Source organism: Streptomyces sp. NPDC102490, assembly GCF_044765285.1.
GTDB lineage: Bacteria > Actinomycetota > Actinomycetes > Streptomycetales > Streptomycetaceae > Streptomyces.
Genome location: NZ_JBIWJU010000002.1, coordinates 394542 through 419219 on the forward strand (window position 1 = coordinate 394542; position 24678 = coordinate 419219).

22 protein-coding genes and 1 tRNA gene are annotated in these 24678 nt (G+C 70.2%); 14 read left to right on the forward strand and 9 right to left on the reverse strand.

Translation table 11 applies throughout. The annotated features are described in order from the left end of the window. Nucleotides 1–39: 39 nt before the first annotated feature. The 9 genes from ACIRGB_RS05280 to ACIRGB_RS05320 all read left to right on the forward strand — a co-directional run bounded on the left by ACIRGB_RS05280 (nucleotide 40) and on the right by ACIRGB_RS05320 (nucleotide 9526). Nucleotides 40–1050, forward strand: coding sequence for an ATP-binding cassette domain-containing protein (locus tag ACIRGB_RS05280; protein ID WP_403858809.1), 1011 nt, complete (start codon nucleotides 40–42; stop codon nucleotides 1048–1050). Beyond that, entirely contained in the window at nucleotides 1047–1835 is a 789-nt protein-coding gene (locus tag ACIRGB_RS05285; protein ID WP_403858811.1) for an ABC transporter permease, read from the forward strand. The genes ACIRGB_RS05280 and ACIRGB_RS05285 overlap by 4 nt, the downstream gene beginning before the upstream one ends. Nucleotides 1836–2024: 189 nt before the next feature. Further along, nucleotides 2025–2594, forward strand: a complete 570-nt coding sequence (locus ACIRGB_RS05290) for a hypothetical protein (protein ID WP_403858813.1) — start codon at nucleotides 2025–2027, stop codon at nucleotides 2592–2594. An 89-nt stretch (nucleotides 2595–2683) separates the two neighbouring features. Continuing rightward, entirely contained in the window at nucleotides 2684–2773 is a 90-nt protein-coding gene (gene kdpF / locus ACIRGB_RS05295) for a K(+)-transporting ATPase subunit F (RefSeq protein ID WP_403858815.1), read from the forward strand. A gap of 7 nt (nucleotides 2774–2780) precedes the next feature. Then, nucleotides 2781–4442, forward strand: coding sequence for a potassium-transporting ATPase subunit KdpA (kdpA, locus tag ACIRGB_RS05300; RefSeq protein WP_403858817.1), 1662 nt, complete (start codon nucleotides 2781–2783; stop codon nucleotides 4440–4442). Further along, complete coding sequence (kdpB, locus tag ACIRGB_RS05305) at nucleotides 4439–6565, forward strand: potassium-transporting ATPase subunit KdpB (protein WP_403858819.1); 2127 nt, start codon at nucleotides 4439–4441, stop codon at nucleotides 6563–6565. The genes kdpA and kdpB overlap by 4 nt, the downstream gene beginning before the upstream one ends. A gap of 5 nt (nucleotides 6566–6570) precedes the next feature. Further along, nucleotides 6571–7248, forward strand: a complete 678-nt coding sequence (locus ACIRGB_RS05310; RefSeq protein ID WP_403858821.1) for a potassium-transporting ATPase subunit C — start codon at nucleotides 6571–6573, stop codon at nucleotides 7246–7248. 21 nt (nucleotides 7249–7269) lie between these two features. Next, complete coding sequence (gene sigJ / locus ACIRGB_RS05315) at nucleotides 7270–8214, forward strand: RNA polymerase sigma factor SigJ (RefSeq protein ID WP_403858823.1); 945 nt, start codon at nucleotides 7270–7272, stop codon at nucleotides 8212–8214. 115 nt (nucleotides 8215–8329) lie between these two features. After that, a complete protein-coding gene (locus tag ACIRGB_RS05320; RefSeq protein WP_403858825.1) occupies nucleotides 8330–9526 on the forward strand; it encodes an NAD(P)/FAD-dependent oxidoreductase in 1197 nt (398 codons plus the stop codon). A 13-nt stretch (nucleotides 9527–9539) separates the two neighbouring features. Here the strand turns inward: ACIRGB_RS05320 and ACIRGB_RS05325 are convergent, their stop codons facing one another. Beyond that, nucleotides 9540–10316: a polysaccharide deacetylase family protein gene (locus ACIRGB_RS05325; RefSeq protein WP_403858827.1), complete on the reverse strand. Its 777-nt coding sequence runs from the start codon at nucleotides 10314–10316 to the stop codon at nucleotides 9540–9542. A gap of 196 nt (nucleotides 10317–10512) precedes the next feature. Continuing rightward, nucleotides 10513–11160, reverse strand: coding sequence for a dihydrofolate reductase family protein (locus ACIRGB_RS05330; protein WP_403858829.1), 648 nt, complete (start codon nucleotides 11158–11160; stop codon nucleotides 10513–10515). 279 nt (nucleotides 11161–11439) lie between these two features. Here ACIRGB_RS05330 and ACIRGB_RS05335 point away from each other — a divergent pair, with 279 nt between their 5' ends. Next, nucleotides 11440–13410 (forward strand): YncE family protein, encoded by a 1971-nt coding sequence (locus ACIRGB_RS05335; RefSeq protein WP_403858831.1) that lies wholly within the window; start codon nucleotides 11440–11442, stop codon nucleotides 13408–13410. Nucleotides 13411–13513: 103 nt separating this feature from the next. On the opposite strand, the gene ACIRGB_RS05340 is transcribed toward ACIRGB_RS05335, so the two are convergent. The 3 genes from ACIRGB_RS05340 to ACIRGB_RS05350 all read right to left on the reverse strand — a co-directional run bounded on the left by ACIRGB_RS05340 (nucleotide 13514) and on the right by ACIRGB_RS05350 (nucleotide 16868). Continuing rightward, the gene (locus tag ACIRGB_RS05340; RefSeq protein ID WP_403858833.1) at nucleotides 13514–14554 is read right to left on the reverse strand and encodes a fatty acid desaturase family protein; all 1041 of its coding nucleotides are present in this window, start codon (nucleotides 14552–14554) and stop codon (nucleotides 13514–13516) included. A gap of 87 nt (nucleotides 14555–14641) precedes the next feature. Then, entirely contained in the window at nucleotides 14642–15157 is a 516-nt protein-coding gene (locus ACIRGB_RS05345; protein ID WP_403858835.1) for a DUF5994 family protein, read from the reverse strand. 394 nt (nucleotides 15158–15551) lie between these two features. Then, complete coding sequence (locus tag ACIRGB_RS05350; RefSeq protein WP_403858837.1) at nucleotides 15552–16868, reverse strand: hypothetical protein; 1317 nt, start codon at nucleotides 16866–16868, stop codon at nucleotides 15552–15554. A 982-nt stretch (nucleotides 16869–17850) separates the two neighbouring features. Between ACIRGB_RS05350 and ACIRGB_RS05355 the strand changes: the two genes are divergently transcribed. Together ACIRGB_RS05355 and ACIRGB_RS05360 are read left to right on the forward strand one after the other, a co-directional pair. Beyond that, entirely contained in the window at nucleotides 17851–19068 is a 1218-nt protein-coding gene (locus ACIRGB_RS05355; RefSeq protein ID WP_403858839.1) for a Shedu anti-phage system protein SduA domain-containing protein, read from the forward strand. Next, the gene (locus tag ACIRGB_RS05360; protein WP_403858841.1) at nucleotides 19065–19388 is read left to right on the forward strand and encodes a hypothetical protein; all 324 of its coding nucleotides are present in this window, start codon (nucleotides 19065–19067) and stop codon (nucleotides 19386–19388) included. The genes ACIRGB_RS05355 and ACIRGB_RS05360 overlap by 4 nt, the downstream gene beginning before the upstream one ends. A 148-nt stretch (nucleotides 19389–19536) precedes the next feature. Here the strand turns inward: ACIRGB_RS05360 and ACIRGB_RS05365 are convergent, their stop codons facing one another. Further along, nucleotides 19537–20199, reverse strand: coding sequence for a hypothetical protein (locus ACIRGB_RS05365; protein WP_403858843.1), 663 nt, complete (start codon nucleotides 20197–20199; stop codon nucleotides 19537–19539). Nucleotides 20200–20482: 283 nt separating this feature from the next. Then, a tRNA-Gly gene (locus ACIRGB_RS05370) sits at nucleotides 20483–20556 on the reverse strand. 511 nt (nucleotides 20557–21067) lie between these two features. Here ACIRGB_RS05370 and dcd point away from each other — a divergent pair. Together dcd and ACIRGB_RS05380 are read left to right on the forward strand one after the other, a co-directional pair. Beyond that, nucleotides 21068–21643: a dCTP deaminase gene (gene dcd / locus ACIRGB_RS05375; RefSeq protein ID WP_356367298.1), complete on the forward strand. Its 576-nt coding sequence runs from the start codon at nucleotides 21068–21070 to the stop codon at nucleotides 21641–21643. A 25-nt stretch (nucleotides 21644–21668) separates the two neighbouring features. Further along, complete coding sequence (locus ACIRGB_RS05380) at nucleotides 21669–22166, forward strand: phosphoribosyltransferase (protein ID WP_383252055.1); 498 nt, start codon at nucleotides 21669–21671, stop codon at nucleotides 22164–22166. Nucleotides 22167–22238: 72 nt separating this feature from the next. On the opposite strand, the gene ACIRGB_RS05385 is transcribed toward ACIRGB_RS05380, so the two are convergent. Both ACIRGB_RS05385 and ACIRGB_RS05390 read right to left on the reverse strand, forming a co-directional pair. After that, complete coding sequence (locus ACIRGB_RS05385; protein WP_403858845.1) at nucleotides 22239–23288, reverse strand: Yip1 family protein; 1050 nt, start codon at nucleotides 23286–23288, stop codon at nucleotides 22239–22241. Between the two features lie 71 nt (nucleotides 23289–23359). After that, entirely contained in the window at nucleotides 23360–24661 is a 1302-nt protein-coding gene (locus tag ACIRGB_RS05390; protein ID WP_403858847.1) for an FG-GAP repeat domain-containing protein, read from the reverse strand. Nucleotides 24662–24678 lie beyond the last annotated feature (17 nt).

The window sequence follows — 24678 nt, forward strand, 5'->3', positions numbered from 1 at the left end:
TCCCCTCCACTCCGTCATCCCCTCGAACGGGAGGGCTCCATGCCTTCATCTGTCATGCCCACGACCATCTCGGAAGCCGGTCCGCAGGGCCCCGCCGCCGTCTCCGCCGTCGGACTGCGCAAGTCGTACGGCGACAAGACCGTCCTCGACGGCATCGACCTGCACATCCCGGCCGGGTCCGTGTTCGCGCTGCTCGGGCCGAACGGCGCCGGCAAGACCACCACCGTGCAGATCCTCTCCACCCTCCTCTCCGCCGACGGCGGCCAGGCCCAGGTGGCGGGCCACGACCTCGCCACCGCCCCGCAGGCCGTGCGCGGCGCCATCGGTGTCACCGGGCAGTTCTCGGCCGTGGACGGCCTGATCACCGGCGAGGAGAACATGCTCCTCATGGCGGACCTGCACCTGATCCCCCGGCGCGAGGGGAAGCGGCTCGCCGCCGAACTGCTGGAACGCTTCGGCCTCACCGAGGCCGCGAAGAAGCCCGCCTCCACCTACTCCGGCGGCATGAAGCGCCGCTTGGACATCGCCATGACCCTCGTCGGCAGCCCCCGGGTCATCTTCCTGGACGAGCCCACCACCGGCCTCGACCCCCGCTCCCGCCACAACATGTGGCAGATCATCCGTGAACTCGTCACCGGCGGCGTCACCGTCTTCCTCACCACCCAGTACCTGACCGAGGCCGACGAACTCGCCGACCGCATCGCCGTGCTCCACGACGGGAGGATCGCCGCCGAAGGCACCGCCGAGGAACTCAAGCGGCTCGTCCCCGGCGGACACGTCCGGCTCCGCTTCACCGATCCGGGCGCCTACCGCGACGCCGCCGCGGCCCTGCCCGGCGGCACCGGGGACGACGACTCCCTCACCCTCCAGATCCCCAGCGACGGCAGCCAGCGCGACCTGCGCTCCGTCCTCGACCGCCTCGACGGCGCGGGCATCGAGGCCGACGAGCTGACCGTGCACACCCCCGACCTCGACGACGTCTTCTTCGCCCTCACCGGCGGCGCCGGCGTCCCCGCCCAGTCCGACGCGATCAAGGAGACGGTCCGATGAGCAACCTCACCCTCGCCGCGCGCAACTCGTCCACCATGCTGCGCCGCAACCTCCTGCACGCCCGCCGCTACCCCTCCCTCACCCTCAACCTGCTGCTCACGCCGATCATGCTGCTGCTCCTCTTCGTCTACATCTTCGGAGACACGATGAGCGCCGGCATCGGCGGCGGCGCCGACCGGTCCGCCTACGTCGCGTTCATCGTGCCGGGCCTGGTGCTGATGACCATCGGCAGCACCACGGTCGGCACCGCCGTCTCCGTCTCCAACGACATGACCGAGGGCATCGTCGCCCGCTTCCGCACCATGCCCATCCACCGCGGCTCGGTGATCACCGGGCACGTCATCGGCAGCGTGCTGCAGTCGGTGGTCAGCGTGGTCCTCGTCGGTGCCGTCGCCGCCGCCATCGGCTTCCGCTCCACCGACGCCACCGTCCTGGAGTGGGTCGCGGCCTTCGCGCTGGTCGCCCTGTTCGCCACCGCGCTCACCTGGATCGCGGTCGGCATGGGCCTGATCAGCCCGAACGCCGAGGCCGCCAGCAACAACGCGCTGCCGCTGATCTTCCTCCCGCTCATCTCCAGCACCTTCGTGCCCATCGACGCCATGCCGGGCTGGTTCCAGCCGATCGCCGAGTACCAGCCGTTCACCCCCGCCATCGAGACCCTGCGCGGGCTGCTCCTCGGCTCGGAGATCGGCCACAACGGCTGGCTCGCCCTCGCCTGGTGCGTGGCCCTGTGCGCGCTCGGCTACTTCTGGTCGAAGTCGGTCTTCAACCGCGACGCGAAGTAGGCGGCCCCGGCGCGGGCGGCACCCGCGACCCGTCCCACCCGAGGGCGGCGCCCCGACACCTGGTCGGGGCGCCGCCCTCGGCGTTGCCCCCGGGCCATGGCGCAGACGGCGCCAAAAATGGCTCCCTATGGCGCCAAGGATGTGCCATAGTGGTGCCATCGATGGCGCGATGGAGGGGGACGACCGACCATGGACACAGCGCAGAGCAGCCGACGGGCCACGCCCGGCGCCCTCGCGGCCTTCGCCCGCTTCGTGCTCTGCGGGGGCGGGCTGGGCCTCGCCTCCAGCTTCGCCGTGGCCGGCCTCGCCTCCTGGGTCCCCTGGGCCCTGGCCAACGCCCTGGTCACCGCGGCGTCCACCCTCCTCGGCACCGAGCTGCACGCCCGTTTCACCTTCGGCGCGGGCGGGCGGACGACCTGGCGCCAGCACGCCCAGTCGGCCGGGTCGGCGGGGGCCGCGTTCGCGGTGACGTCCGCGGCGATGCTCGCCCTGCACCAGGTGGCGGCGGCGCCCGGTGCGGTGCTCGAACAGGCCGTCTACCTGTCCGCCTCCGCGCTCACCGGTGTCGCGCGCTTCGTGGTCCTGCGCCTCGTCGTCTTCGCGCGGTCCGGGGGCGCACCGTCGGCAGCCCCGTCGGCCCCGTCGTCAGAGAGGTGTCAAAGCCGTTCACGCCGCCGTATGGAAGCCGTCAACGGTGGCCGAAACCGGTCGGAAGGGGGCTCTCATCTCCTTGTCAGCTTCTCTCCCGAACCTCTCTAGGAGCTAGCGATGGCCGACGTGGCCTTCGTCGTCACCACGATCGCGGTGTTCGCGCTCGTCGCCCTGGTCGCCAAGGGGGTGACGAAGCTGTGACCGCGGAGAACATCGTCGGCCTGATCGTGGCCGTCGCCCTGCTCGGTTACCTCGTCATCGCCCTGATCCACCCGGAGAGGTTCTGAGCACCGCATGAGCCCCGTCCTCGCCGGCGTGCTCCAGCTGCTCGCGCTCATGGCCGCGCTGGCGCTCGCCTACGTCCCCCTCGGCACCTACCTGGCCAGGGTCTACTCCTCGACCACGCACCTGCGGGTGGAGAAGTGGATCTACCGGGGCATCGGCGCCGACCCGGACACGGAGATGCGCTGGCCCGCCTACCTGCGCGGCGTCCTCGCCTTCTCCCTCGCCGGAGTCCTCTTCCTCTACCTGCTCCAGCGGCTCCAGGGCGTCCTGCCCGGCTCGCTCGGCTTCGCCTCCCTCGACCCGGACCAGGCGTTCAACACCGCCGCGTCCTTCGTGGCCAACACCAACTGGCAGTCGTACTACGGCGAGCAGGCCATGGGCCACGTCGTGCAGACCGCCGGTCTGGCCGTGCAGAACTTCGTCTCGGCCGCCGTCGGCATCGCCGTGGCCGTCGCCCTCGTCCGCGGCTTCGCCAGGGCCCGCACCGGCGAACTGGGCAACTTCTGGGCCGACCTGGTCCGCGGTGTCGTCCGCGTCCTGGTGCCCCTCGCCGTCGTCGGCGCGCTGGTCCTGGTGGCCTGCGGGGTCATCCAGAACTTCTCCGGCATCCACGAGGTCGGCCAGTTCCTGGGCGCCCCGCAGCAGTGGAACGGCGGGGCGGTCGCCTCCCAGGAGGTCATCAAGGAGCTGGGCACCAACGGCGGCGGCTACTTCAACGCCAACTCCGCCCACCCCTTCGAGAACCCGACGCCGTTCACCAACCTGTTCGAGATCTTCCTGATCCTGCTGATCCCGGTCGCCCTGACCCGCACCTTCGGCCTCCTGACCGGCTCGGTGCGCCAGGGCTACGCGATCCTCGGGACGATGGCCACCATCTGGCTCGCCTTCGTCGCCCTGATGATGTGGACCGAATTCGCCCACCACGGCCCCGCGTTGCAGGCCGCCGGGGGCGCCATGGAGGGCAAGGAGGTCCGCTTCGGCATCGGCGGCTCGTCGATCTTCGCGGTGTCGACCACCCTCACCTCCACCGGCGCCGTGGACTCCTTCCACTCCTCCTTCACCGGCCTGGGCGGCGGCATCACCCTGCTCGGCATGATGCTGGGCGAGATCGCGCCCGGCGGGGTGGGCTCCGGCCTCTACGGCATGCTGGTCATGGCGGTCGTCGCGGTGTTCCTGGCGGGCCTGATGGTCGGCCGCACCCCCGAGTACCTGGGCAAGAAGATCGGCACCCGCGAGATCAAGTACGCGGCCTGCTACATCCTGATCACCCCCGCCCTGGTGCTGGTCCTCACCGCCGCCGCGATGGCCCTGCCCACCCCGGGCGACTCGATGACCAACAGCGGGGCGCACGGCTTCTCCGAGATCCTGTACGCCTACACCTCCGCGGCGAACAACAACGGCTCCGCCTTCGCGGGCCTGAACGCCGACACCCAGTGGTTCAACACCACCCTTGGCCTCGCCATGCTCCTCGGCCGCTTCCTGCCGATGGTGTTCGTCCTGGCCCTCGCGGGGTCGCTGGCCGGACAGCAGCCGGTGCCGGCCACCCGGGGCACCCTGCGCACCGACAAGCCCCTGTTCGCCGGGCTGCTGGTGGGCGCCGTCCTGATCATCACCGGTCTGACCTACTTCCCGGCCCTCGCCCTGGGCCCGCTCGCCGAGGGGCTGGCATGACCACCGACACGCGGAAGCACGAGGACTCCATGTCCACCCTCACCACCCAGGACCGGGCGCCGCACGGCGAGACACCCGCCGGGCACCGGCCCGCGGAGGGCCGCGTCGGCGCGGGCCTCTTCGACCCGAAACACCTGCTCACGTCGCTGCCCGACGCGTTCCGCAAGCTCGACCCGCGGGTGATGGTGAAGTCGCCCGTCATGTTCGTCGTCCTGGTCGGCTCCGTCCTGACCACGGCCTTCTCCTGCACCGACCCCGGCGACTGGTTCGGCTGGACGATCAGCGCCTGGCTCTGGCTGACCGTGCTCTTCGCCAACCTGGCGGAGGCGGTCGCCGAGGGCCGCGGCAAGGCCCAGGCCGACACCCTGCGCCGGGCGAAGACCGACACCGTCGCCCGCCGGGTCGACGGCACCACGGTCCCCGGCACCGCGCTCACGGTCGGCGACCTGGTCGTCTGCGAGGCCGGGGACGTCATACCCGGCGACGGTGACGTCGTCGAGGGCGTCGCCTCGGTCGACGAGTCGGCGATCACCGGGGAGTCGGCGCCCGTCATCCGCGAGTCCGGCGGCGACCGGTCCGCGGTCACCGGCGGGACGAAGGTGCTCTCCGACCGCGTCGTCGTCCGGATCACCACCAGGCCCGGCGAGACCTTCATCGACCGGATGATCAACCTGGTGGAGGGGGCGGCCCGGCAGAAGACGCCGAACGAGATCGCGCTGAACATCCTGCTGGCCTCGCTGACCGTCGTCTTCCTGCTGGCCTGCGCCACCCTCCCGCCGTTCGCCGACTACGCCGGCACCCACCTGGACCTGGTCGTGCTGGTGGCCCTGCTGGTCTGCCTCATCCCGACCACGATCGGCGCCCTGCTCTCCGCGATCGGCATCGCCGGCATGGACCGCCTGGTGCAGCGCAACGTACTGGCGATGTCCGGCCGCGCGGTCGAGGCCGCCGGCGACGTCTCCACGCTGCTCCTCGACAAGACCGGCACCATCACCCTCGGCAACCGGCAGGCCGCCGAGTTCGTACCCGTGGGCGGGGTGACGGAGGCCGAGGTCGCCGACGCCGCCCAGCTCTCCTCGCTCGCCGACGAGACCCCCGAGGGCCGCTCCGTCGTCGTCCTCGCGAAGGAGGAGTACGGGCTGCGCGAACGGCAGCAGGGCGAGCTGGCCGGCGCCGAGTGGATCGAGTTCACCGCCCAGACCCGCATGTCGGGCGTGGACGTGGACGGCCGCAAGGTGCGCAAGGGCGCGGCCGGTTCGGTCGTCGCCTGGGTCGAGGAGCGGGGCGGCACGGTCGCCGAGGACGCCTCCGCGACCGCCGAACGCATCTCCCAGGCGGGCGGCACGCCGCTGCTCGTCGCGGTCGAGGACGAGCGCGGCGCGCGCGTCCTCGGCGTCATCCACCTCAAGGACGTCGTCAAGCACGGCATGCGGGAACGGTTCGACGAGCTGCGCCGCATGGGCATCAAGACCGTCATGATCACGGGCGACAACCCGCTGACCGCCAAGGCGATCGCGGACGAGGCGGGCGTCGACGACTTCCTCGCCGAGGCCACGCCCGAGGACAAGATGGCGCTGATCAAGCGGGAGCAGGCCGGCGGCAAGCTGGTCGCGATGACCGGCGACGGCACCAACGACGCCCCCGCGCTGGCCCAGGCGGACGTCGGCGTGGCCATGAACACCGGCACGTCGGCCGCCAAGGAGGCCGGCAACATGGTCGACCTGGATTCCGACCCGACCAAGCTCATCGAGATCGTCGAGATCGGCAAGCAGCTGCTGATCACCCGCGGGGCGCTCACGACGTTCTCCATCGCCAACGACGTCGCCAAGTACTTCGCGATCATCCCGGCGCTCTTCGCGGCCGTCCATCCGGGCCTGGACAAGCTCAACATCATGGGCCTGTCCTCCCCGTCCTCCGCGATCCTGTCCGCGGTGGTCTTCAACGCGCTGATCATCGTCGTCCTGGTGCCGCTCGCGCTGAAGGGCGTGCGCTACCGGCCCATGAGCGCCGACCGGATGCTGCGCCGCAACCTCGCCGTCTACGGCCTTGGCGGCCTGATCGCCCCGTTCATCGGCATCAAACTCATCGACCTGATCGTCTCGTTCGTTCCCGGGATCGGCTGACCGACATGAACACTTCGCTGACCAACGCCGCCCGGCTGCTCGCGGCGGGCCTGCGCGCCCTGCTCGTCCTGACCGTGGTCACCGGCATCGTCTACCCGCTCGTCGTCACCGGCGTCGCCCAGGCGCTGTTCCCCGGAAAGGCGAACGGCTCCGAGATCAAGGCGGACGGCAAGGTCGTCGGCTCGTCCCTGATCGGCCAGCAGTACAACCTGCCCCTCAAGGACGGCCAGGAGACCCCGGAGCCGGACCTGAGGTGGTTCCAGGGCCGCCCGGCCAACGGCCTCGGCACCAACAGCGTCAACACCCAGTACGACCTCATCCTGTCCGGGGCCACCAACCGCTCCGCCGACAACCCGGAGCTGGTCCGCTGGGTGGAGGAGGCCAAGGCCGCCGTGGTGAGGGACAACTCCGTGCCCGGCCACCCCGTGCGGCCCGAGGACGTGCCCGCGGACGCCGTCACCTCCTCCGGGTCGGGCCTCGACCCGGACATCTCCCCGCGGTACGCCGACCTCCAGGTGCACCGGGTCGCCGAGAAGAACGGCCTGCCCGCCGAGCGCGTCCAGCGGCTCGTCGACGAGCACACCGCCTCCCGCACCCTCGGCTTCATCGGCGAACCGCGGGTGAACGTGCTGGAACTGAACATCGCGCTCGGGGACCTGGTGGCCCCGACGGCCGGGCGCTGAGGCGCGGTTACAATCCGGGCCATGGTCCTGACCGTGCGCGACGTGGAACGGTTCGAGGCCTCCAGGCCCCGTCTGGAGGCCATCGCCTACCGCCTCCTCGGCTCCGCGAGCGAGGCGGAGGACGCCGTGCAGGAGACCTTCCTGCGCTGGCAGGCGGCCGACGTCGAGCGCGTCGAGGTCCCGGAGGCCTGGCTGACCAAGGTCCTCACCAACCTGTGCCTCAACCAGCTCACCTCGGCCCGCGCCCGCCGGGAGACCTACGTGGGCCAGTGGCTGCCCGAGCCGCTGCTCGCCGGGGACCCCATGCTCGGCCCGGCGGAGACGGCCGAGCAGCGCGAGTCGGTCTCCCTGGCGGTCCTCGCCCTGCTGGAGCGGCTCTCACCGGCCGAGCGGGCGGTGTACGTCCTGCGCGAGGCGTTCGGGTACCCGCACCGGGAGATCGCCGAGATCCTCGACATCACGCAGGACGCCAGCCAGCAGACCCTGCACCGGGCCAGGAAGCACGTCGCCCGGGGCACGGCCCGCACCGAGGTCGACGAGGCCGCGGCCCGGCGGATCGTCGACGAGTTCCTCGCGGCGGCCACCAGCGGCCGGACCGAACCACTGGTCCGGCTGCTCACCCAGGACGCCGTGTCGATCGGCGACGGCGGCGGAAAGGTCCCCGCCCGCGCCAAGGCGTTCGAGGGCGCCCGCGCCGTGGCGACGTTCCTGCGGGGCCTGTTCAAGCCCGGCAAGGCCAAGCGCGCCCTGACCGGCGGTCCCGCCGAGATCCACGCCGTCACCGCCAACGGCGACCCCGCCGTGGTGGCCGTCGTGGACGGCCGGGTCATCGGGATCATGTGCCTGGAGGTCACGCCCGAGGGGCTCGCGGGCTTCCGCAACCAGGTCAACCCCGACAAGCTCGAACGCGCCACCCGCCGGTGGGCGGCCACGGACCACGGAGAACCCCTGATCCGGGCCTTCTGACCGGAATGTGACGCGCGTCACTCCCCACCCCTGTCAGGAATCGGCGGGCTGCCCGGTTCAAGGGGCGAGTCCCGCTGGAGAGAGCCCTCAGCGGCCGCAGACAAGGGAGTACGTCATGCAGCACACCCCGCGGCACCGCATCGTCGTCCTGGGCGCCGGATACGCCGGAGCCGTCGCCGCCGGCCGTCTCGCCCGGCGGCTGCGGAGCGAGGACGCGGCCATCACCCTCGTCAACGCCGAGCCCCACTTCGTCGAACGGGTCCGGATGCACCAGCTCGCCGTCGGCCAGGACCTCGGGACCCGGCCGCTGGACGCGATGTTCGCCGGCACCGGGGTCGACGTGCGGATCGCGCGGGTCACCGGCGTGGACGCCGACCGCAAGACCGTCTCCGTCACCGGTCCGGACGGCGCCGGTGAACTCGCGTACGACACCCTCGTCTACGCCCTCGGCAGCGCCTGGAACCCGCAGGACGTCCCCGGCGTCGTGGAGCACACCCACGAGATCGCCGGCCGCCCGGGCGCGCTCCGGCTGCGCGACCGCCTGGCGGGGCTGGAGGCGGGGCGGTCCGTGGTCGTGGTCGGCGGCGGGCTCACCGGCCTGGAGGCCGCGTCCGAGATCGCCGAGGCCCGCCCGGACCTGGACGTGTCGCTCACGGCGAGCGGCGGCCTCGGCGACTGGCTCTCCCCCCGGGGCCGCCGCCACCTGCGGAAGGTCTTCGCCGCCCTCGGCGTCACGGCGTACGAGAACACCCCCGTCACGGCCGTGGCCGCGGACCACGTCGTCACCGCCGACGGCACGTCCGTACCGGCCGACGTGACGGTGTGGACCACCGGATTCGCCGTCCACCCCCTGGCCCGGGCCAGCACGCTGGAGGTCGACGACACCGGCCGGATCGTGGTCGACGCGACCATGCGCTCGGTGTCCCACCCGGACGTGTACGCGGTCGGCGACGCGGCGCTCGCGGCGGGCCCCGGCGGCAGGCCGCTGCGGATGTCGTGCGCCTCGGGCGTCCCCACCGCCTGGCAGGCCGCCGACGCCATCGCGGCCCGGCTGACCGGCGGCAAGCTGCCGAACGTGACGCCGCGCTACTTCAACCAGTGCGTCTCGCTGGGCCGCGGCCAGGGCCTGATCCAGTACGTCACCGCCGACGACCGCGCCGTGCGCGGGGCCCTGACCGGACGGCTCGCCGCCCTCTACAAGGAACTCGTCTGCAGGTCCGCGGCCTGGGGCGTCGCCCACCCGACCCTCGGCATGCCGACCCGCCGCCGCCCGGTCACCGCGCCCGCTGTGCAGCCGGCGACGACGGGCTGAGCGGCCGCCGCGCTCAGCGCACCGGGAACCCGAAGGTGTGGCCCTGCTCCTTCAGCCAGGGCAGGACCTGCCGCAGGGCCTCGACGGTCTGGGTGCGGTCGCCCCCGGCGTCGTGGAAGAGGATCGTCGGACCGTTGGCCAGCTCCCGCTGGACGGTGGTGACGATGGCGTCCGTGCCCGGCCGCTCGAAGTCCTTGGTGTCCACGTTCCAGCCCAGCGGGCGCATGCCGTGGGAGGCGGCGAGCTTGCGGCTGTAGGGGGTGAACGCCCCGCCGGGGGCCCGGTAGTACATCGGCCGGACACCCCCGGACGCCTTGATGATCATGCGTTCGGCGTCCAGGATCTCCTGGGACTGGTAGGACTCGGGCTTCTGGTCCATGCCGGTGTCGTGCGACACCGAGTGGTCGCACAGCCGGTGCCCGGCGGCGACCACGTCCTTCACCAGGTCCGGGTGGGCCTGCGCCTGAACGCCCGTCATGCAGAAGGTGGCCTTCGCCCCGTACTCGTCCAGCAGATCCAGCACCTGGGGCGTCCACGCCGGGTCGGGACCGTCGTCGATGGTGATGTTCACGCCGCGCGGCCCGGCGTCCGAGGCGTGCGCGATGCCGGCGTCGACCGGCTCGGCGGCACCGCCCGGGGCAGCCGACGCGGACGCCTGCGGCGCCGGACCGCCCCCGGCGGAGTCGGCCTGCGCGGTCCACACCGAGGCACCGACGGCGAGCATCGTCACACCGAGCGCCGCCCCGACCACCTTGCCGTACCAGCCCCGTCCACCACCGTGCCGCGCCATGTCCGCCGCCCCGCCTTCGCGTAGTCCCTCGCCGCCGGTCCCCGAGCACGCCGGGGACCACAGGACAGGACGGAGGAACAGGGCCGCGGGATCCCGTCGTTACGGATCGCGGACAATCCCGGGGGAGTTCGCGGACAACCCGGCCGAAGACCACGTCGCGGACCGCCGACGCGCGCACCGCGCACGGCGGTTCCGGTCACTTGCGCCAGAAGATGTGGTGCGTCACGCCGCTCGGGCTGGGCACGACCTCCCGGTGGAAGCGGTCCAGCAGCTCCTCGGGCGAGTCCCACAGGCGCAGCCCGGTCCCCATCGTCACCGGCGAGACCACCACGTGCAGGGTGTCGACGAGGTCGGCGTCGAGGAACTCCCGGATGGTGGACACGCCGCCGCCGAGCCGGACGTCCTTGCCCTGTGCGGCCTCCCGCGCCCGCGCGAGCACGGAGGCGGGGTCGCCGTCCACGAAGTGGAACGTGGTGTCGGAGAGCGTGAACGACGGACGCGGGTGATGGGTCAGGACGAACACCGGCGTGTGGAACGGCGGCTCGTCACCCCACCAGCCGCGCCAGTCGTGGTCCTGCCACGGGCCGCGCTGGGGCCCGAACTTGTTGCGGCCCATGATCTCGGCGCCGATGTGGTGGCTGAAGTCCCGGGTGAAGTAGTCGTCGAGGCCCCGGCTCCCGCCCGGCTCGGTGCGGTTGGGCCAGCTCGCCGTGGCGCCGGCCCAGGCCATGAGCCGCGCCGGGTCGACGGCGTGGCCGAAGGGCCGCTCCAGGCTCTGGTCCTCGCCGGCGGCGACGCCGTCGCTCGAGACGGTGAAGTTCTGCACGCGCAGCAGCTGTTCCATGCGTTCCCCTCTACGGGTTCGGTCGGTTCCGGTCGTTGCGTCCTTCATCACGATGTCGAACGGGAGGCGACCGGATCGACAGCGGCGCGCGACTTCTTTGCAGGCGCCTGTCCCACGCCCGGCCCCCGCGCCCGGCCTCGCTGTCTTCACTTGTCCCTCACATGTCATACGCTGCGCTTCGGCAGCGCGCGACCACCCGTCGTCGGGTGAGGGGGACGCGCGGCCCTTCGTTCTCGCCCGGTGCGAACCGGGCATTCATCTGTGGGGGTTCACATCACTGTGCGCACGCGCAGCATCGCGACCGCGACGGCACTCGCGGTCGTCCTCAGTTCCGCCGCCCTGGTGGGGGGCGTGGCGGGTCCGGCATCCGCCGACTCGGCGAAGGTCCTTCCGGTGAAGTCGGTCGGCGACATGGTCGTGGACGGCGCCCACCAGCGGGTCTACGTCTCCGACCCGACCGGCGGCAAGATCGTCGTCACCGACTACAGCGGCACCGTGAAGGCGACGCTGACCGGCCTGTCCGGAGTCACCGGCCTGGCGCTGTCCGCCGACTCCGGGCAGCTGTACGCGGCCGTGAAGGGCGGTAACCGGATCGTCTCGGTGGCCACCAGCACGTACACCCAGACCGCGAGTTACCCGGTGGGCGCGGCCCCCGGCGACCTGGAGGTGGTGGACGGGCGGATCTGGTTCGCCCACGGGACGGACTTCGGCTCGCTGGACACCTTTGGCCCGGAACCCGTCGTCCACCTCGCCCAGCGCGGCGACGTCGGCTTCTCCGGCGCCTTCGGGATGTTCCTGGCGTCGGACCCGGCGGTCCCGGGCGTCCTGGTGGCCGGCAACGGCGGCGACCTCGCCGTCTACGACGTCTCGGCGGACGGGGCCGCGCTGCGGGTCAAGGGCGCCATGGACACGGCCGTGAAGCAGCTGGACCTGACGCCCGACGGCAAGCGGGTCCTCACCTCGTGGGGCGCCCCGCAGAACGGCTACGGCCTCGGCTCCTACGCGACGAACGACCTCACCGAGCAGCCGGGCTACCCCATCGACGCCTACCCGAACGCCGTGCGGGTCGCGCCGGACGGCAGCGTCGCGGGAGGCAGCTTCTCCTGGTACGAGCCCGACGTCCACGTCCACCGGCCCGGCGACAGGACGCCCGTGCGGGAGTACGACTTCCCCAACACCGGCAACAGCAGCGGCGCCGACACCCTCGTGGACGGAGCGCTCGCCTGGGCGCCGGACTCGAGCCGCGTCTTCGCCGTCTCCGTGAACACCTACGACACCTACACCCTGCGGGCCCTGACCGACCCCACCAAGGAACTGCCCACCCTCAAGGTGGCGGCCCCGGCCACGTCGGAACGGGCCAAGAAGCTCACCGTCACCGGCAAGCTGACCGCCAGGAAGCCCCTGGCCGCCGGCACCGCCCTGAAGGTGACCCGTACCGACGTCGACTCGCCGAAGGGCAAGGCGCTGCCCGCCGTCCGGACCAAGGCGGACGGCAGCTTCTCCTTCACGGACACCCCGCCCGCCGGCGGCAAGGTCACCTACAAGGTCTCCTACGCGGGAGACGCCACGCACGCCCCGGCCTCCGGCTCGGACGCGGTGGCCGTCTCGCGCAAGGCGGCCGTGCTCAGCCTGAACAACAACGGCAAGGTGTACGCGTACGGCAAGAAGGTCACCTTCACCGCGCACCTCGGCACGACGTACAAGAACCGGACCGTCTCGCTCTACACGGACCCCTTCGGCACCGACAAGCCGAAGAAGCTGCTCAGGACGGCCAAGGTCAACTCCAAGGGCAACCTGTCGGCCACCGTCACCCTCACCCGCGACACCACCGTCTCCGCGGTCTTCACCGGCGACGCCCGCTACGCCTCGAAGACCGTGAAGTCCACGGAGTACGCCCGGGTCAAGGTCTCCACCGCCGTCTCCAAGCACTACAAGACGGGCCGGATCGGCTCCACGACGTACTACTACTTCCACAAGAAGACCGACCCGGTCTTCACCACCACCATGAACTACTACAAGGGCCGCAAGCAGCGCTTCCAGCTCCAGGTCTACTACCAGGGCGCCTGGCGCGACTCCGGCTCCCAGTACTTCGCCCTGGGCACCAGCGGCAAGTCGTCCGTACGCCTGGAGGCCCCCGGCGAGTCCGGCATCCGCGCCCGCATGCGCTCGTCGTACGTCAACGGCTCCTCCGGCGACACGATCAACTCCACGACGCACGGCTCCTGGAAGTACTTCACCTTCACCCGGTAACCACCCCGAAGCCGGTACGGCCCCGAACCCCGGCGGGCCGTACCGGCGACGGCCGTCCCCACGGGCACGGCGTCGCACGGCCCCTAGGCGCGGTCCGCGGTCCCTAGGCGCGGGCGCGGGCCCGCCGGAGCGGTGCGCCGGCGTCGTGGAGGCTGGCGAGCGCCAGCCGGTACGAGGCGACCAACCCCGTCTCCGCGTAGTCGACGCCCTGTTCCCCGCAGTACCGCCGGACGATGGCGCGGGCCTTGCGCAGGTTGGGGCTCGGCATGCTCGGGAAGAGATGGTGCTCGATCTGGTGGTTCAGACCGCCGAGCGCCAGGTCGGTGAACCGGCCTCCGTTGACATTGCGCGAGGTGAGCACCTGGCGGCGGAGGAAGTCGGGGCGGTCGTCGGCCGACAGGATCGGCATCCCCTTGTGGTTGGGCGCGAAGGCGGAACCCAGGTAGACGCCGAACAGGCACTGGTGGACGGCGAGGAACGCGAACGCCATGCCCGGCGGCAGCACCCAGAACAGGGCGGTCAGGTAGACCGCGCAGTGCGCGAACAGCAGGCCGCCGTCGAGCACGCGGTGCTTGAGCCGGCGGTCGGCGACCGCCCTGCCGCTCGCCACGTGCAGGTTGAAGCCCTCCAGCGTGAGCAGCGGGAAGAACAGAAACGCCTGCCAGCGGCCGACCAGGCGGGGGAGGCCGGTGGCCGCGCGCGCCTGGTCCTGGGACCAGACGAGCACGTCGGGGCCGATGTCGGGGTCGAGGTCCTCGGTGTTGGGGTTGGCGTGATGACGCGTGTGCTTGTCCTGCCACCAGCCGTAACTCATGCCGATCGACGCGCCGGCGATCCGGCCGGACACTTCACTGGCCCGGCGGCGGCGGAACACCTGCCGGTGGGCCATGTCATGGGCGACCAGCGCGACTTGGCCGTACATGACGGCCAGGAAGGCGGCCACCGCCAGCGTCCACCAGGAGGCGCCGACGAAGACGAAGGCGGCCCATCCGGCGGCGTAGAGCCCGGCCACGGCGGTGATCCGTAACGTGTAGTAGCCGGGGCGGCGTCTCATCAGACCAGCCTCCGCGACCTTCTTCGACAGCCGGGCGAAGTCGCTGCCGGGGTTGTCGGAACGCGTGGCGGAGGAGGCGGCCATGGTCATGAGGGGGAAGCTCCCTTGAGAGGCGGGCGGATGACGCGGACTGGCGAGCGAGACGGCTGCGTACACGGACCCGCCCTGCGGGGGCACCTACCACCGCGGGGCGCGGGTTCCCGGCCCCGTAACTCCCACACCGCCGCGAGGGTCCGTCGCCGCCGTCGGGGACGGAGTCCGGACGTCTCCGCCGGTGCCGGGCACGCGGTCTTCGAGTGCGGTGGCCATGAGGAGGGCGGCGGCCTCCTCGGTCGCGTCCGGCGGGACCACCACCAGATCCCAACGGCCGAGACCGGGGGAGAGCAGGGTGACCCTGTCCAGAGTGCGCGGCGAGGCGGGGGCCTTGTTCAGGCGCACGACCTGCTGGGCGACGAACATGCGCCCCGGTGCCGCCGACCAGGCCGCGGCGTCCACGGTGACGCCGGCGATGTCGCCCCACGCGCTCGGCAGCACGGCGAGCAACTCCGGGAGCTCCGTCAGAAGGTCGCGGGAGCGCGGCCACCACACTCCGTCGTTCCGGCGGGGCAGCACGCCGCGTGGCGCGAGGCGCAGGCGGACCGGGGACAGGGGTAGGGGGAGGGCGGACGGTGCGTCCGGAGCTGCGGTGATCACGTGAGTTCTCTCTGACGGCGTCGAGCACGAAGGGCACGGCGGTTGACGGCCCGCCCGCGCCGGTGAAGGCGGCGACACCGGAGGTCGCCGACGACGATCACCGAGAACCCGTGGGAAGAGAGTCGGCGGGCAGAAACGGAGTGCATGGGGCGCCGCCCCGCGTAAGGAACTCCGTCGAAATCCAAGGGTGGAGCCGGTCCGCCGCCAGCGCGCCTGATGCCCTCGGTCCCCTCAGCCTACTCCCCACCGCGTAAAGACAGCGTGACGGTCGGTCATCGCCACCGGAGGGACAACGGTGGGCGGCCGCCGAGGGGCCTGCCCTGACCTGCGGGGGAGTGGCCTAGCGGCCCTCGATTTCGGCGTCACGCTTCCCGCCGCTCCCCGCCCCACCTGGTTACTTATGCCCTACAGCGCTGACCAGTTTCGTTAGCGATGTGCCGTGTAGACGCTTGAGGAGGAATCTTTCGATCTTCTGCAACTGATAGTGCGCCAACCTGCTCTGCAGGATCAGCTCATCCAGATGGTACGACTCCTCGACGAGCATCGAGTCGAGCTTATCGTCATCGCGCTCGTCCCTCTTTGCGAGGGGGTCGAAGTGGCGTTCCTTAGTTTCGAGACGTCCCTTCATCCACCCCAATCCGAGCATCGAATTTTTGATTCCTACGGTGTGGTGACTCGCGGAGTGATAAAGGTGCGACTGGAGCCTGCATTCGTAAAGCTCCTCCCAGACTGGAGAAAGGATCCTGAGAGCTACCGAAGATATCCCTTTGTCTCGTATGTCCGTCAAATGATCAGCCACTGCGTCTAGGGCGCACTGCAGTCTCTGGAATTCTGGCTCCTCAAGGAGGGTTTCCAATGATTTTCTGCCGTAGAGGCTTACCCTGAGCCCGTAGCGATTCCTTTCGAACCCGAACCCTGGAGACCATGCGCGCCCCGACTCCGCCGCTCCGGATGCGACGTCAAGGTAAGCAGAACGATACGAATTTATGTTCTCGTGCACCTCCTGCAGTGCGACATCCAATTCAGAGAGCTTGGCAAGGAGTTCGGCAAGCATGCGGTTCACGTCCTTTGCCGCCTCGTCCCTCGCCCTGATCCTGTCGATCAAATTTCCGCTTCGGGTGAATGCGATGACTCCGACGGTCAGAACCAGGATCGGCACCCATGTCCTCTGCTCTGCGATTTGAGGGATTCCATCTGCAATCATCTGGAGATCCCCCCTCGTCATCCCCGGGCGCTCATACTGGTACACCACTATGCTCGACGCGAGGAGCACCAAAGATCGCCGAGAGGCCAACTCGACGACTCTCTTTGGTGTTCTTGACAACTGCTCTACAGTGTTCCTCCTCTTCGTCATCCTTTTGAGCTGCTTCACGGATACTTGCCTGACAAGGCGGCGTACCATCAAATAGCGGAGGAGCCACATTGGGCTCCTCCGCTTCAGATTTGCCCACGAGCGTGGGAGATTACTTCGCCAGCGAGGAGCCCCTACGCGAACACCGATCTTACTGGCAGATTCCAGGAGGTTTGAGTACCGAATGCGCCGCTCGACGCGCATGCTCACGTCCACCCAGAATTTGACGGCCAGGAACCGGGCGACTGTGAGCGCGCCGAGCAGCATGACGGCAACGGTAGCGATCTTCAAAGGAACGGCAAACCAAGGTTGTGTCACACCGGCCTCAATGGATGCGAAGAATTTATACAGCAATTCCATTGGCCCTTCCCGGGAGCTCCATGGTTGGGAGCGTAATTATCAGGGAGGGGCGCGGGGAACTACGTGGATTTGAGGACAGTTTGAGCTTCGTCTTGAGCGCAGCTACCTCAGGCCAGGTCCGCGGTCGGCAACGACGCCCCCTCCATCCCGGTGCCGACTGATCCCCCGCCAGAGGCATCGTTCTAGCCTCGACCGGCCTACGTGCGGCACTTGACTCATGGGATTCTGCTCGGCCGCGCGCGGTGAGCGGAGCGAGCCGCCTTGAACCAGCCGAGAAAGTCCGTCTGCTGAGGCCTGAAGTCGTACGTGCACGCTGGGAGTTCCGTCGTCTGGCGGTACGCGAGCGGCAGGAAGAGGACTGGTCGTTTCGTCCAGGTGATGCGGGTGTTGGTGGGGGTTACTGAGACCGTGCAGGGATGCATCTGGAGGCGTGCTCTGCGGGTGCGAATGCGGCCCTCATACAGTCACTCCCAGGCTTCGTTTGAAGCGGCGGAGCTGAGTGCTGGTGAGATGGCGCGGAGGGCGATCGCCACCCACCGGTCCCCCTGGGCTGCTGAGTAAGCGCCGAAGGATGTTCGTAGCTGGGGGCCTGCATGGCAGCCGGCGAGGTCAGCCTCGACCTGGGCGCCCAAGGCCCCACCATGTCGACCTGGGCCTTCTTCATGGAGCGGGTGACGAGAACCGAACTCGCGCTCTCAGCTTGGGAAGCGACGGCGCTCGCCCCATCCTTATGGCTATGACTTGCGCAGATGGCATTTGCTCGGGCGATCGTGCGGGTCGGACCGCACCGCTGTTGACCGTGGTAGTCCCCTCTTACGGGCACGCTATGGGCACGGGGTGCGAAGACTGATGGGCAGAGTGCGTACTGGGACGGGCACGGTGTCGAGCCGGACTCGGTCGGACGACCAGTCGGGGAACGCTTACGCGCGTGCGCAGAGACTGCTGCCGCGTGGTTGTCAGCGGCCAGCTCTAGTGTGTCCCCGTGACGACATTTCGTTCCAGCTTCACGCTCCGGCGACTGGTCCAGACGGCACGGGAACTGACTGATGACCCGCGCGTCCGGGAGCGCGTCGACGCGGTGCTGCACATCATGGGCGGCCTCGGTGGGACGTACGGCAGGGGTAGGCCGCTGGTGAACGCCTTGGAGGATGTGGCCCAAGAGGCCATCCTCCAGGGCGACTTCCCGCTCGCCCAGCGCTTTCAGCGCTTCGCCGCCTATGCCGGAGGCGAACTGTTCCTTGACATCCTTGAGAACTACTACGACGACGAAGCCCGAGAGCGCAGCGAGAAACACATGCGCAGGATGGCCGCATTGGGTGCGGACAGGGCGGTCGCCGCCCTTGACGTCCTGTGCCGTGACAAGCCCGACGCAAGCGCCGCCGACGCCCGTGACCTTTTTCGCGGCATAGCTCAGTCCGTCGACTACCTGGGCCTCGGGGACGGCGAGGGCGGCATCCGTCTCTCCACCAAGGAGGCGAGGCGACTCCAGAAATACGGACACATGGAAATGGTCCTCCGCAACCTGCCCCGGCCCGCCTCCGCCGAGGCCGCCCGGATGATGAGCGACGTCCTGGCAGACGCCGACGCCGGCATGCTCGCCCAGTTGCTCGAACTGCGGGCCAGACAGGTCGGCCTGGCGGCCCTGCGTACCGCGGTGGACGACCCGGACAGCGCCGAGAGTGCCCTCCATGGCTGTCTGAAGAACCAGGAATGGATCTTCGGCGGGGCCTACGTGGCCGAGCTGGCACGCCGGCAGTACACCCCGGACGCCATCCTCGACATCCCGCTTCTGCGCGGCGACGGCTCCCTGCACGTGGTGGAGCTCAAGCGCGCCAACATCAAGGACCTGGTCATACGACGCTCCCGCCACCTCATGTTGGGTGCCCCGGCGCACCACGCGGTCTCCCAGGCGCAGAACTACCTCCGGACCATGGACGAGAACCGCCCGAGCATCCTGGCCGAGCACGGAGTCGACACCCGCCGGGCGTCGGCGACGGTCGTCATCGGACACCCGCGGTACGTGACCGGGGACGTCACCTCCCAGGAGATCGCGGAGACGCTGCGGACCTACAACACACACCAGGCGCGCATAGAAGTGATCACATACGAGACCCTGCTGGATTCAGCCTCCCGCATGCTGGCTCTGTCATCGGCACGGCAGGACACAGGCCCCGACTCGGACGAGGAGTCCGCAGCATGACCGACGAGCCGCCCGCGATCGAACCACTCCTGGCCCGCTTGTGCGGCGGTGAGATCACCGACGAGGACTACGTCGGATACTTCATGAACGAGTACGGAGAGGAACTCGTGTTCGCCCAGCGTCGGGGCGAGAAGAACGCCCGGCTCTGGCACAGCGACACGGACTGGGAGATGTACCTCGTCGGCGACCACTCCATACGGTTCGACGGTCCGATGGACGGAATGATCACCGTCGCCGACCTGATCATCAACCGCGAGGAGGCGACGTGGCTGTCCTCCTGTCTCGCCGCTTCCCGCCACCTGCGGCAAGGACGGACGTGACCACCTCCCGTATCGAGTGAGTGGGCAGTGGATCACGTAACGATGTGTACTCCACCCTTGCCGTGCCCGTACTGGCACGCGCTGGCAGCACGGCGAAGCCCCCGACCCTCCTGGGCGAGGGGCGGGGGCGCAAGGACGGCTGGTCAAGTCAGGTCAGGTCGACCAGGGTGGGTGTCACTTCGTTCTCGAGGTTGTACTCGGAAAACTCCCATGTTGTGGCCACCGCGTCTGCGGGAATGCGATAGACGAATTGCATCTCGTCGTCGAATCCGGGCTGCAACTGTGCATTGCATTCCGGGTTGTCGGCGACTTCGTAAAGATCTTCGATCGTGTCGAAGCGGCGGTCTTGTTCATCGATTAGTGCATTGACGATCGGCAGCGAGCAGGTCAGGTCCATGCTGGCCTTTCCCTCGTTACTGACGACGGTCTTGAGGACGACGTATTTGGCATCGGCGCCTGCAGATTTGCGAGCCCCGGCGAGCACGATGGTGTCCGTCTCCGTCACTTTGGTGACCTTGACGACCGCTCCGCCGTTTCGAGCCACCTCACCGACGTTGGCGTCTGTGGTCTGGTCCGTTGCTGCCGCTGCCTCCCCCTCGCCTGCGGTCTCCATCTCGACGGTTTCGGTCACCGTGACGGTGGGCCGCGGCTGTGCCGCGTCGTTGCCACTGCCGGAGACGGCGATCCCTGTGGCGACGATGGCGGCGGCGATGATGGCCGCCCCGCCGATGATGTAGGCGTGGGTGTGGCTCTTCTTGCCGGGCTGCGGCGGCAGAGCCGGCATCGGCGGCGGCGTGATGTTGGTACTCATGATCCCCCCTGGAACGGTGCTGCTGTGAGTCGAATCATCCCTTGTGAATGGCTGTGCTGATGGCAGTTGGAGCAACAGTTGCCGCAAGCTGACGGCGGTCACTTCTGGATGTAGTCGATGTGGCGCGGGTCGTGGGGTGCGAACGGCTGGCCGATCCAGATGTCCCGATGGCGGCTCTCCCGGCCGAGGCTCCTGCGAGCGTTGCGATGCCAATCTTGCTGCAGGGCGGCCCCTGCTCTGGACCGCAAAAAACCCCCGGGTCGATGACCTGGGGGTTCAAAAATGGAGCGGGTGACGAGAATCGAACTCGCGCTCTCAGCTTGGGAAGCTGATGTTCTACCATTAAACTACACCCGCGTAAGACGCCGACCGAGGTCGGTGCCTGGACGCTCGCTCACTCTACCCCATGCCTGGCCCCCGGTGTTCGCGCCGTGGGGCCGGTGGTCGTTTCGGGGGTGGGGAGGAGGCTGCGGGGGCTCTGAGTCGGGGCGTACGGTGGGGGCCCCGGAGAGGGTGCGCGAGCGGGCGGAGTGCCGCCTGGAGAGTCGTCTCTTTCATCCCGTACTGTGGCTTTTGTCGTCAAGGTAGTAAGCCAGACGCGGCTCTTGGGGAAGGGACTTGAAGGACTTGATGGAGCGCACCGTCGTCCGCTGTGCCGATGGGCACGTGTTCACCGCCACCTCGTTCCCGATGCAGCAGGCCGATCGACTCGGCCCCGGTCGGCTCGTCCGATGTCCGCGGTGTGCGCGGCTGCGGAGTGCCGTGCCGGTGGGTGCGGAGAAGCGGTAGGCACGGACACAGAGCGGGATCGGGCGCGCGGCGCGGCGGCGGTTGTCGCTGCTCCGCGCGCCTTGCGTATCCTCGGTGCGTGCTTCTCTCAGACAAGGACATCCGGGCCGAGATCGACGCCGGACGGGTCCGCATCGAGCCCTTCGACGACTCCATGGTGCAGCCGTCGAGCATCGACGTGCGTCTCGACCGCTACTTCCGGGTGTTCGAGAATCACCGGTACCCGCACATCGACCCCTCCGTCGAGCAGGCGGATCTGACCCGGCTCGTGGAGCCGGAGGGCGACGAGCCGTTCATCCTGCACCCCGGCGAGTTCGTGCTGGCCAGTACGTACGAGGTCATCACGCTGCCGGACGACCTCGCCTCGCGGCTCGAGGGGAAGAGTTCGCTCGGGCGGCTCGGGCTCGTCACGCACTCCACCGCCGGGTTCATCGACCCGGGCTTCTCGGGGCACGTGACGCTGGAGCTGAGCAATCTCGCGACCCTGCCGATCAAGCTGTGGCCGGGGATGAAGATCGGGCAGCTGTGCATGTTCCGGCTCACCTCGCCGGCCGAGCACCCGTACGGGAGCGAGCGCTACGGGTCCCGTTACCAGGGGCAGCGCGGGCCGACCGCCTCCCGCTCCTTCCTCAACTTCCATCGGACCCAGGTATGAACCCAGTGATGAGCAGGACGCGCGCATGAGTGATGTTCGGGAGAATCTGACCTACGAGCAGTTCGGCGTCGCCGTGCGCGAACTCGCGCAGGCCGTCGCCGACGACGGGTACGAGCCGGACATAGTGCTGTCCATCGCCCGCGGCGGCGTCTTCGTCGCCGGCGGCCTGGCGTACGCGCTCGACTGCAAGAACATCCACCTCGTGAACGTGGAGTTCTACACCGGGGTCGGGACCACGCTCGACATGCCCGTCATGCTCGCGCCGGTCCCCAACGTCATCGACTTCTCCGACAAGAAGGTCCTGATCACCGACGACGTCGCCGACACCGGCAAGACGCTCAAGCTGGTGCGGGACTTCTGCCTCGACACGGTCGCCGAGGTCCGCAGCGCGGTGATCTACGAGAAGTCGCACTCCCTCGTCCAGTGCGAGTACGTGTGGAAGCGGACCGACGAGTGGATCAACTTCCCGTGGAGCGTGCAGCCCCCGGTCGTGCGGCGGCAGGGGCAGGTGCTCGACGCCTGAGCCGCGGGGCGGTGGCGACGCGAAGGGGCCCCGGCGTGACGCGCACGCCGGGGCCCCTTCGTAGGCCGACGGCTAGAACGTGCCGAGCTTCACGATCGACAGCAGGGCGATCAGCTGGATCGCCGAGGCGCCGAGCGCCTTGGGCCAGGGCAGGTCGTGGGAGCGGCTGACCATCAGGGTCAGCAGGGCGCCGGCCGCGACCCAGGTGGCCCAGCCGAGGATCTGGACGAAGGGCGCGTCGCCGCCCGCGAACATCGCGACGACCAGGCGCGGGGCGTCCGTGAGGGACATGACGAGCATGGAGAGGCCGACCGTCGGCTGCCAGGCGCCGTCGCCGCCGAGCTGGCGGGCCAGGGTGTGGGTGACCACGCCCAGGACGAAGGCGCTCAGCACCAGCGCGACCGCCGTGGTCAGGACGATCGGGATGGCGTTCGAGAGGGTGGCGTTGATCGCCTCCTCGCGGGCGCCGTCGAAGCCGAAGACCGCCAGCAGGCCGTAGAGGAACGTCACGATGAGCGCCGGGGCCCACATCGCGTAGTCCCGCATCTGGAGGAAGGTCCGGTTGGGCGCGAGGATCACGCCCTTCAGGAGGTCCTTCCAGTGCAGGCGGGGGCCGACCGGGCCGGGGGCGGGGGCGGAACCGGCGCGGTAGGTGTCGCCCTGGTGGTAGGGGTCGTCGACCGTGAACGCCTGGGTGTGGCCCGGGTTGTTGGCCGCGTACGGGTCGTACGGGGCCTGCTGGGGGTGCCCGCCGGGGCCCTGCCCGTAGCCGCCGTCGCCGAAGTACTCCGGCTCGCCGTGTCCGCCCGGTCCGGGGTGTCCGCCCGGCCCGGGGTGACCGCCGCCGTGGGCCTGGGGCCACGGGGAGCCGCCGGGCGCGGGGGCACCGCCCCCGTACGGCTGTTGCGGGTACGGGGGCTGAGGCGCCGCGGGGCCGCCGTACGACGGTCCCTGGGGCGCCTGCTGTCCGTACGGGGGGCGTTGCGGTCGCGCGTTTGGAGCGCCGTTGTCCCGGCCGCGTCCGATCCTGAATCCAGCCACGCCTTCGAACGTACCTGGTCCCGGAGAGTGACGTGCGGGGCCCGGCCGTTCGGGGGGTCCTTTGCGGCCGAGCTGTGACATCCCTTACGGGTGCTCCCCGACGCGTCCCCGAGGTCCGGCCGGCAAAGTCGCGGCGTCCGCCCGCCGGTCCCCTACGGGGTCAGGAACTGCGACGTCGAGAAGGTGACCGCGGCCCGTGCCGTCACGAGGCCCTTCGCCGTGCCCCGGTGGACCTCGACGGAGTCCTTCGTGTCGCTCCGGTAGGTGCGCACCACCAGGTCCGCGAGGCCGTCGCCGTCGAAGTCGCCGGCCGTCAGCACCCGCGTCGTGCCCGTCGCCGCGGGCCGCACGGTGACCGCGGCCCGGGTGGTGGGGCCGGCCTCGCGGCCCGGGTGGACGCGTACGCCGGAGCCGCTGGTGACCAGGTCGCTCAGGCCGTCGCCGTCGAAGTCGGCGGCGTCGAGCATCGAGCCCGGGGCGCCGAGGGTGGCGGGTGCCGCGGTGGGCAGGTCGTAGCGCAGCGCGGTGCCGTCCGGGCCGCCCACGGCCGCGTCGAGCGCCCTGCCCTTGCCGAAGGCGCCCAGCGCGATGTCGACGCCGGTGGGCAGGGTGGCGCCGGTGCGGGTCGGGCCGTCGGGGCCGCCCAGGACGAGGGCCGCCTCGCCGGGGCCCGCGGAGGCGCGGACGACCAGGTCGTCGTACCCGTCGTGGTTCACGTCGGCGGCGGGGCCGGTCGGTGCCTCGCCGGGGGACGGGACGGGCGCGCCGGACCGGTGCGGGGTGCCCTTGCGGGTGAAGGGGCCGCGCAGGTGGCTGAGGCGGCCGCCCGAGGCGTGCACGACCAGGTCCTGGGCGCCGTCGCCGTCGAAGTCGCCGCACACCGGGCGTTCGGGCCAGTCGTCGCCGTAGCGGGCCCGGTCGGGGATGGTCAGCGGGACCGCGCGGCCGGCGGGGCCCGCGGGGGAGCCGAAGAGGAGCTGGAGGGGGACCGGGGGGCGGCCCTGGCCGTCGTAGGGCGGGTCGGTGGTGACCACCAGGTCGGTGAAACCGTCGCCGTCGAGGTCGCAGCTCGCCTCCGTCTCGAAGACGGCCGGCAACTGGCCGTCCACCGGCGCCGCGTGCTTCTTCGGGGTCAGCAACTGCCGGGCTCCCGGCACCAGTCCGCGCGGCGAGCCGTAGACGATGCCGATGCCCGCGTCGTCGGTGTGGCTCTCCGCCTTGACCAGGTCGTCGAGGACCAGGTCGCGGTGACCGTCGCCGTTGAAGTCGTCGGGGACCTCGCTGCCGTCGCCGTGCGGGACGGGGAGCAGGGCGGGGGCATGAGGGGCGCGTACGGGGGTGGGGGTGGCGGCGTCCTCGGCGGCGGGTGCCGGGCCGTGGCCGCAGGCGGCGAGCAGCAGCAGGCAGCCGGCGGCGGCTGTGCCGGTCAGGGTGGCGCTTCTTCGCAGGCGCACCGTTCACCTCGTCCGTA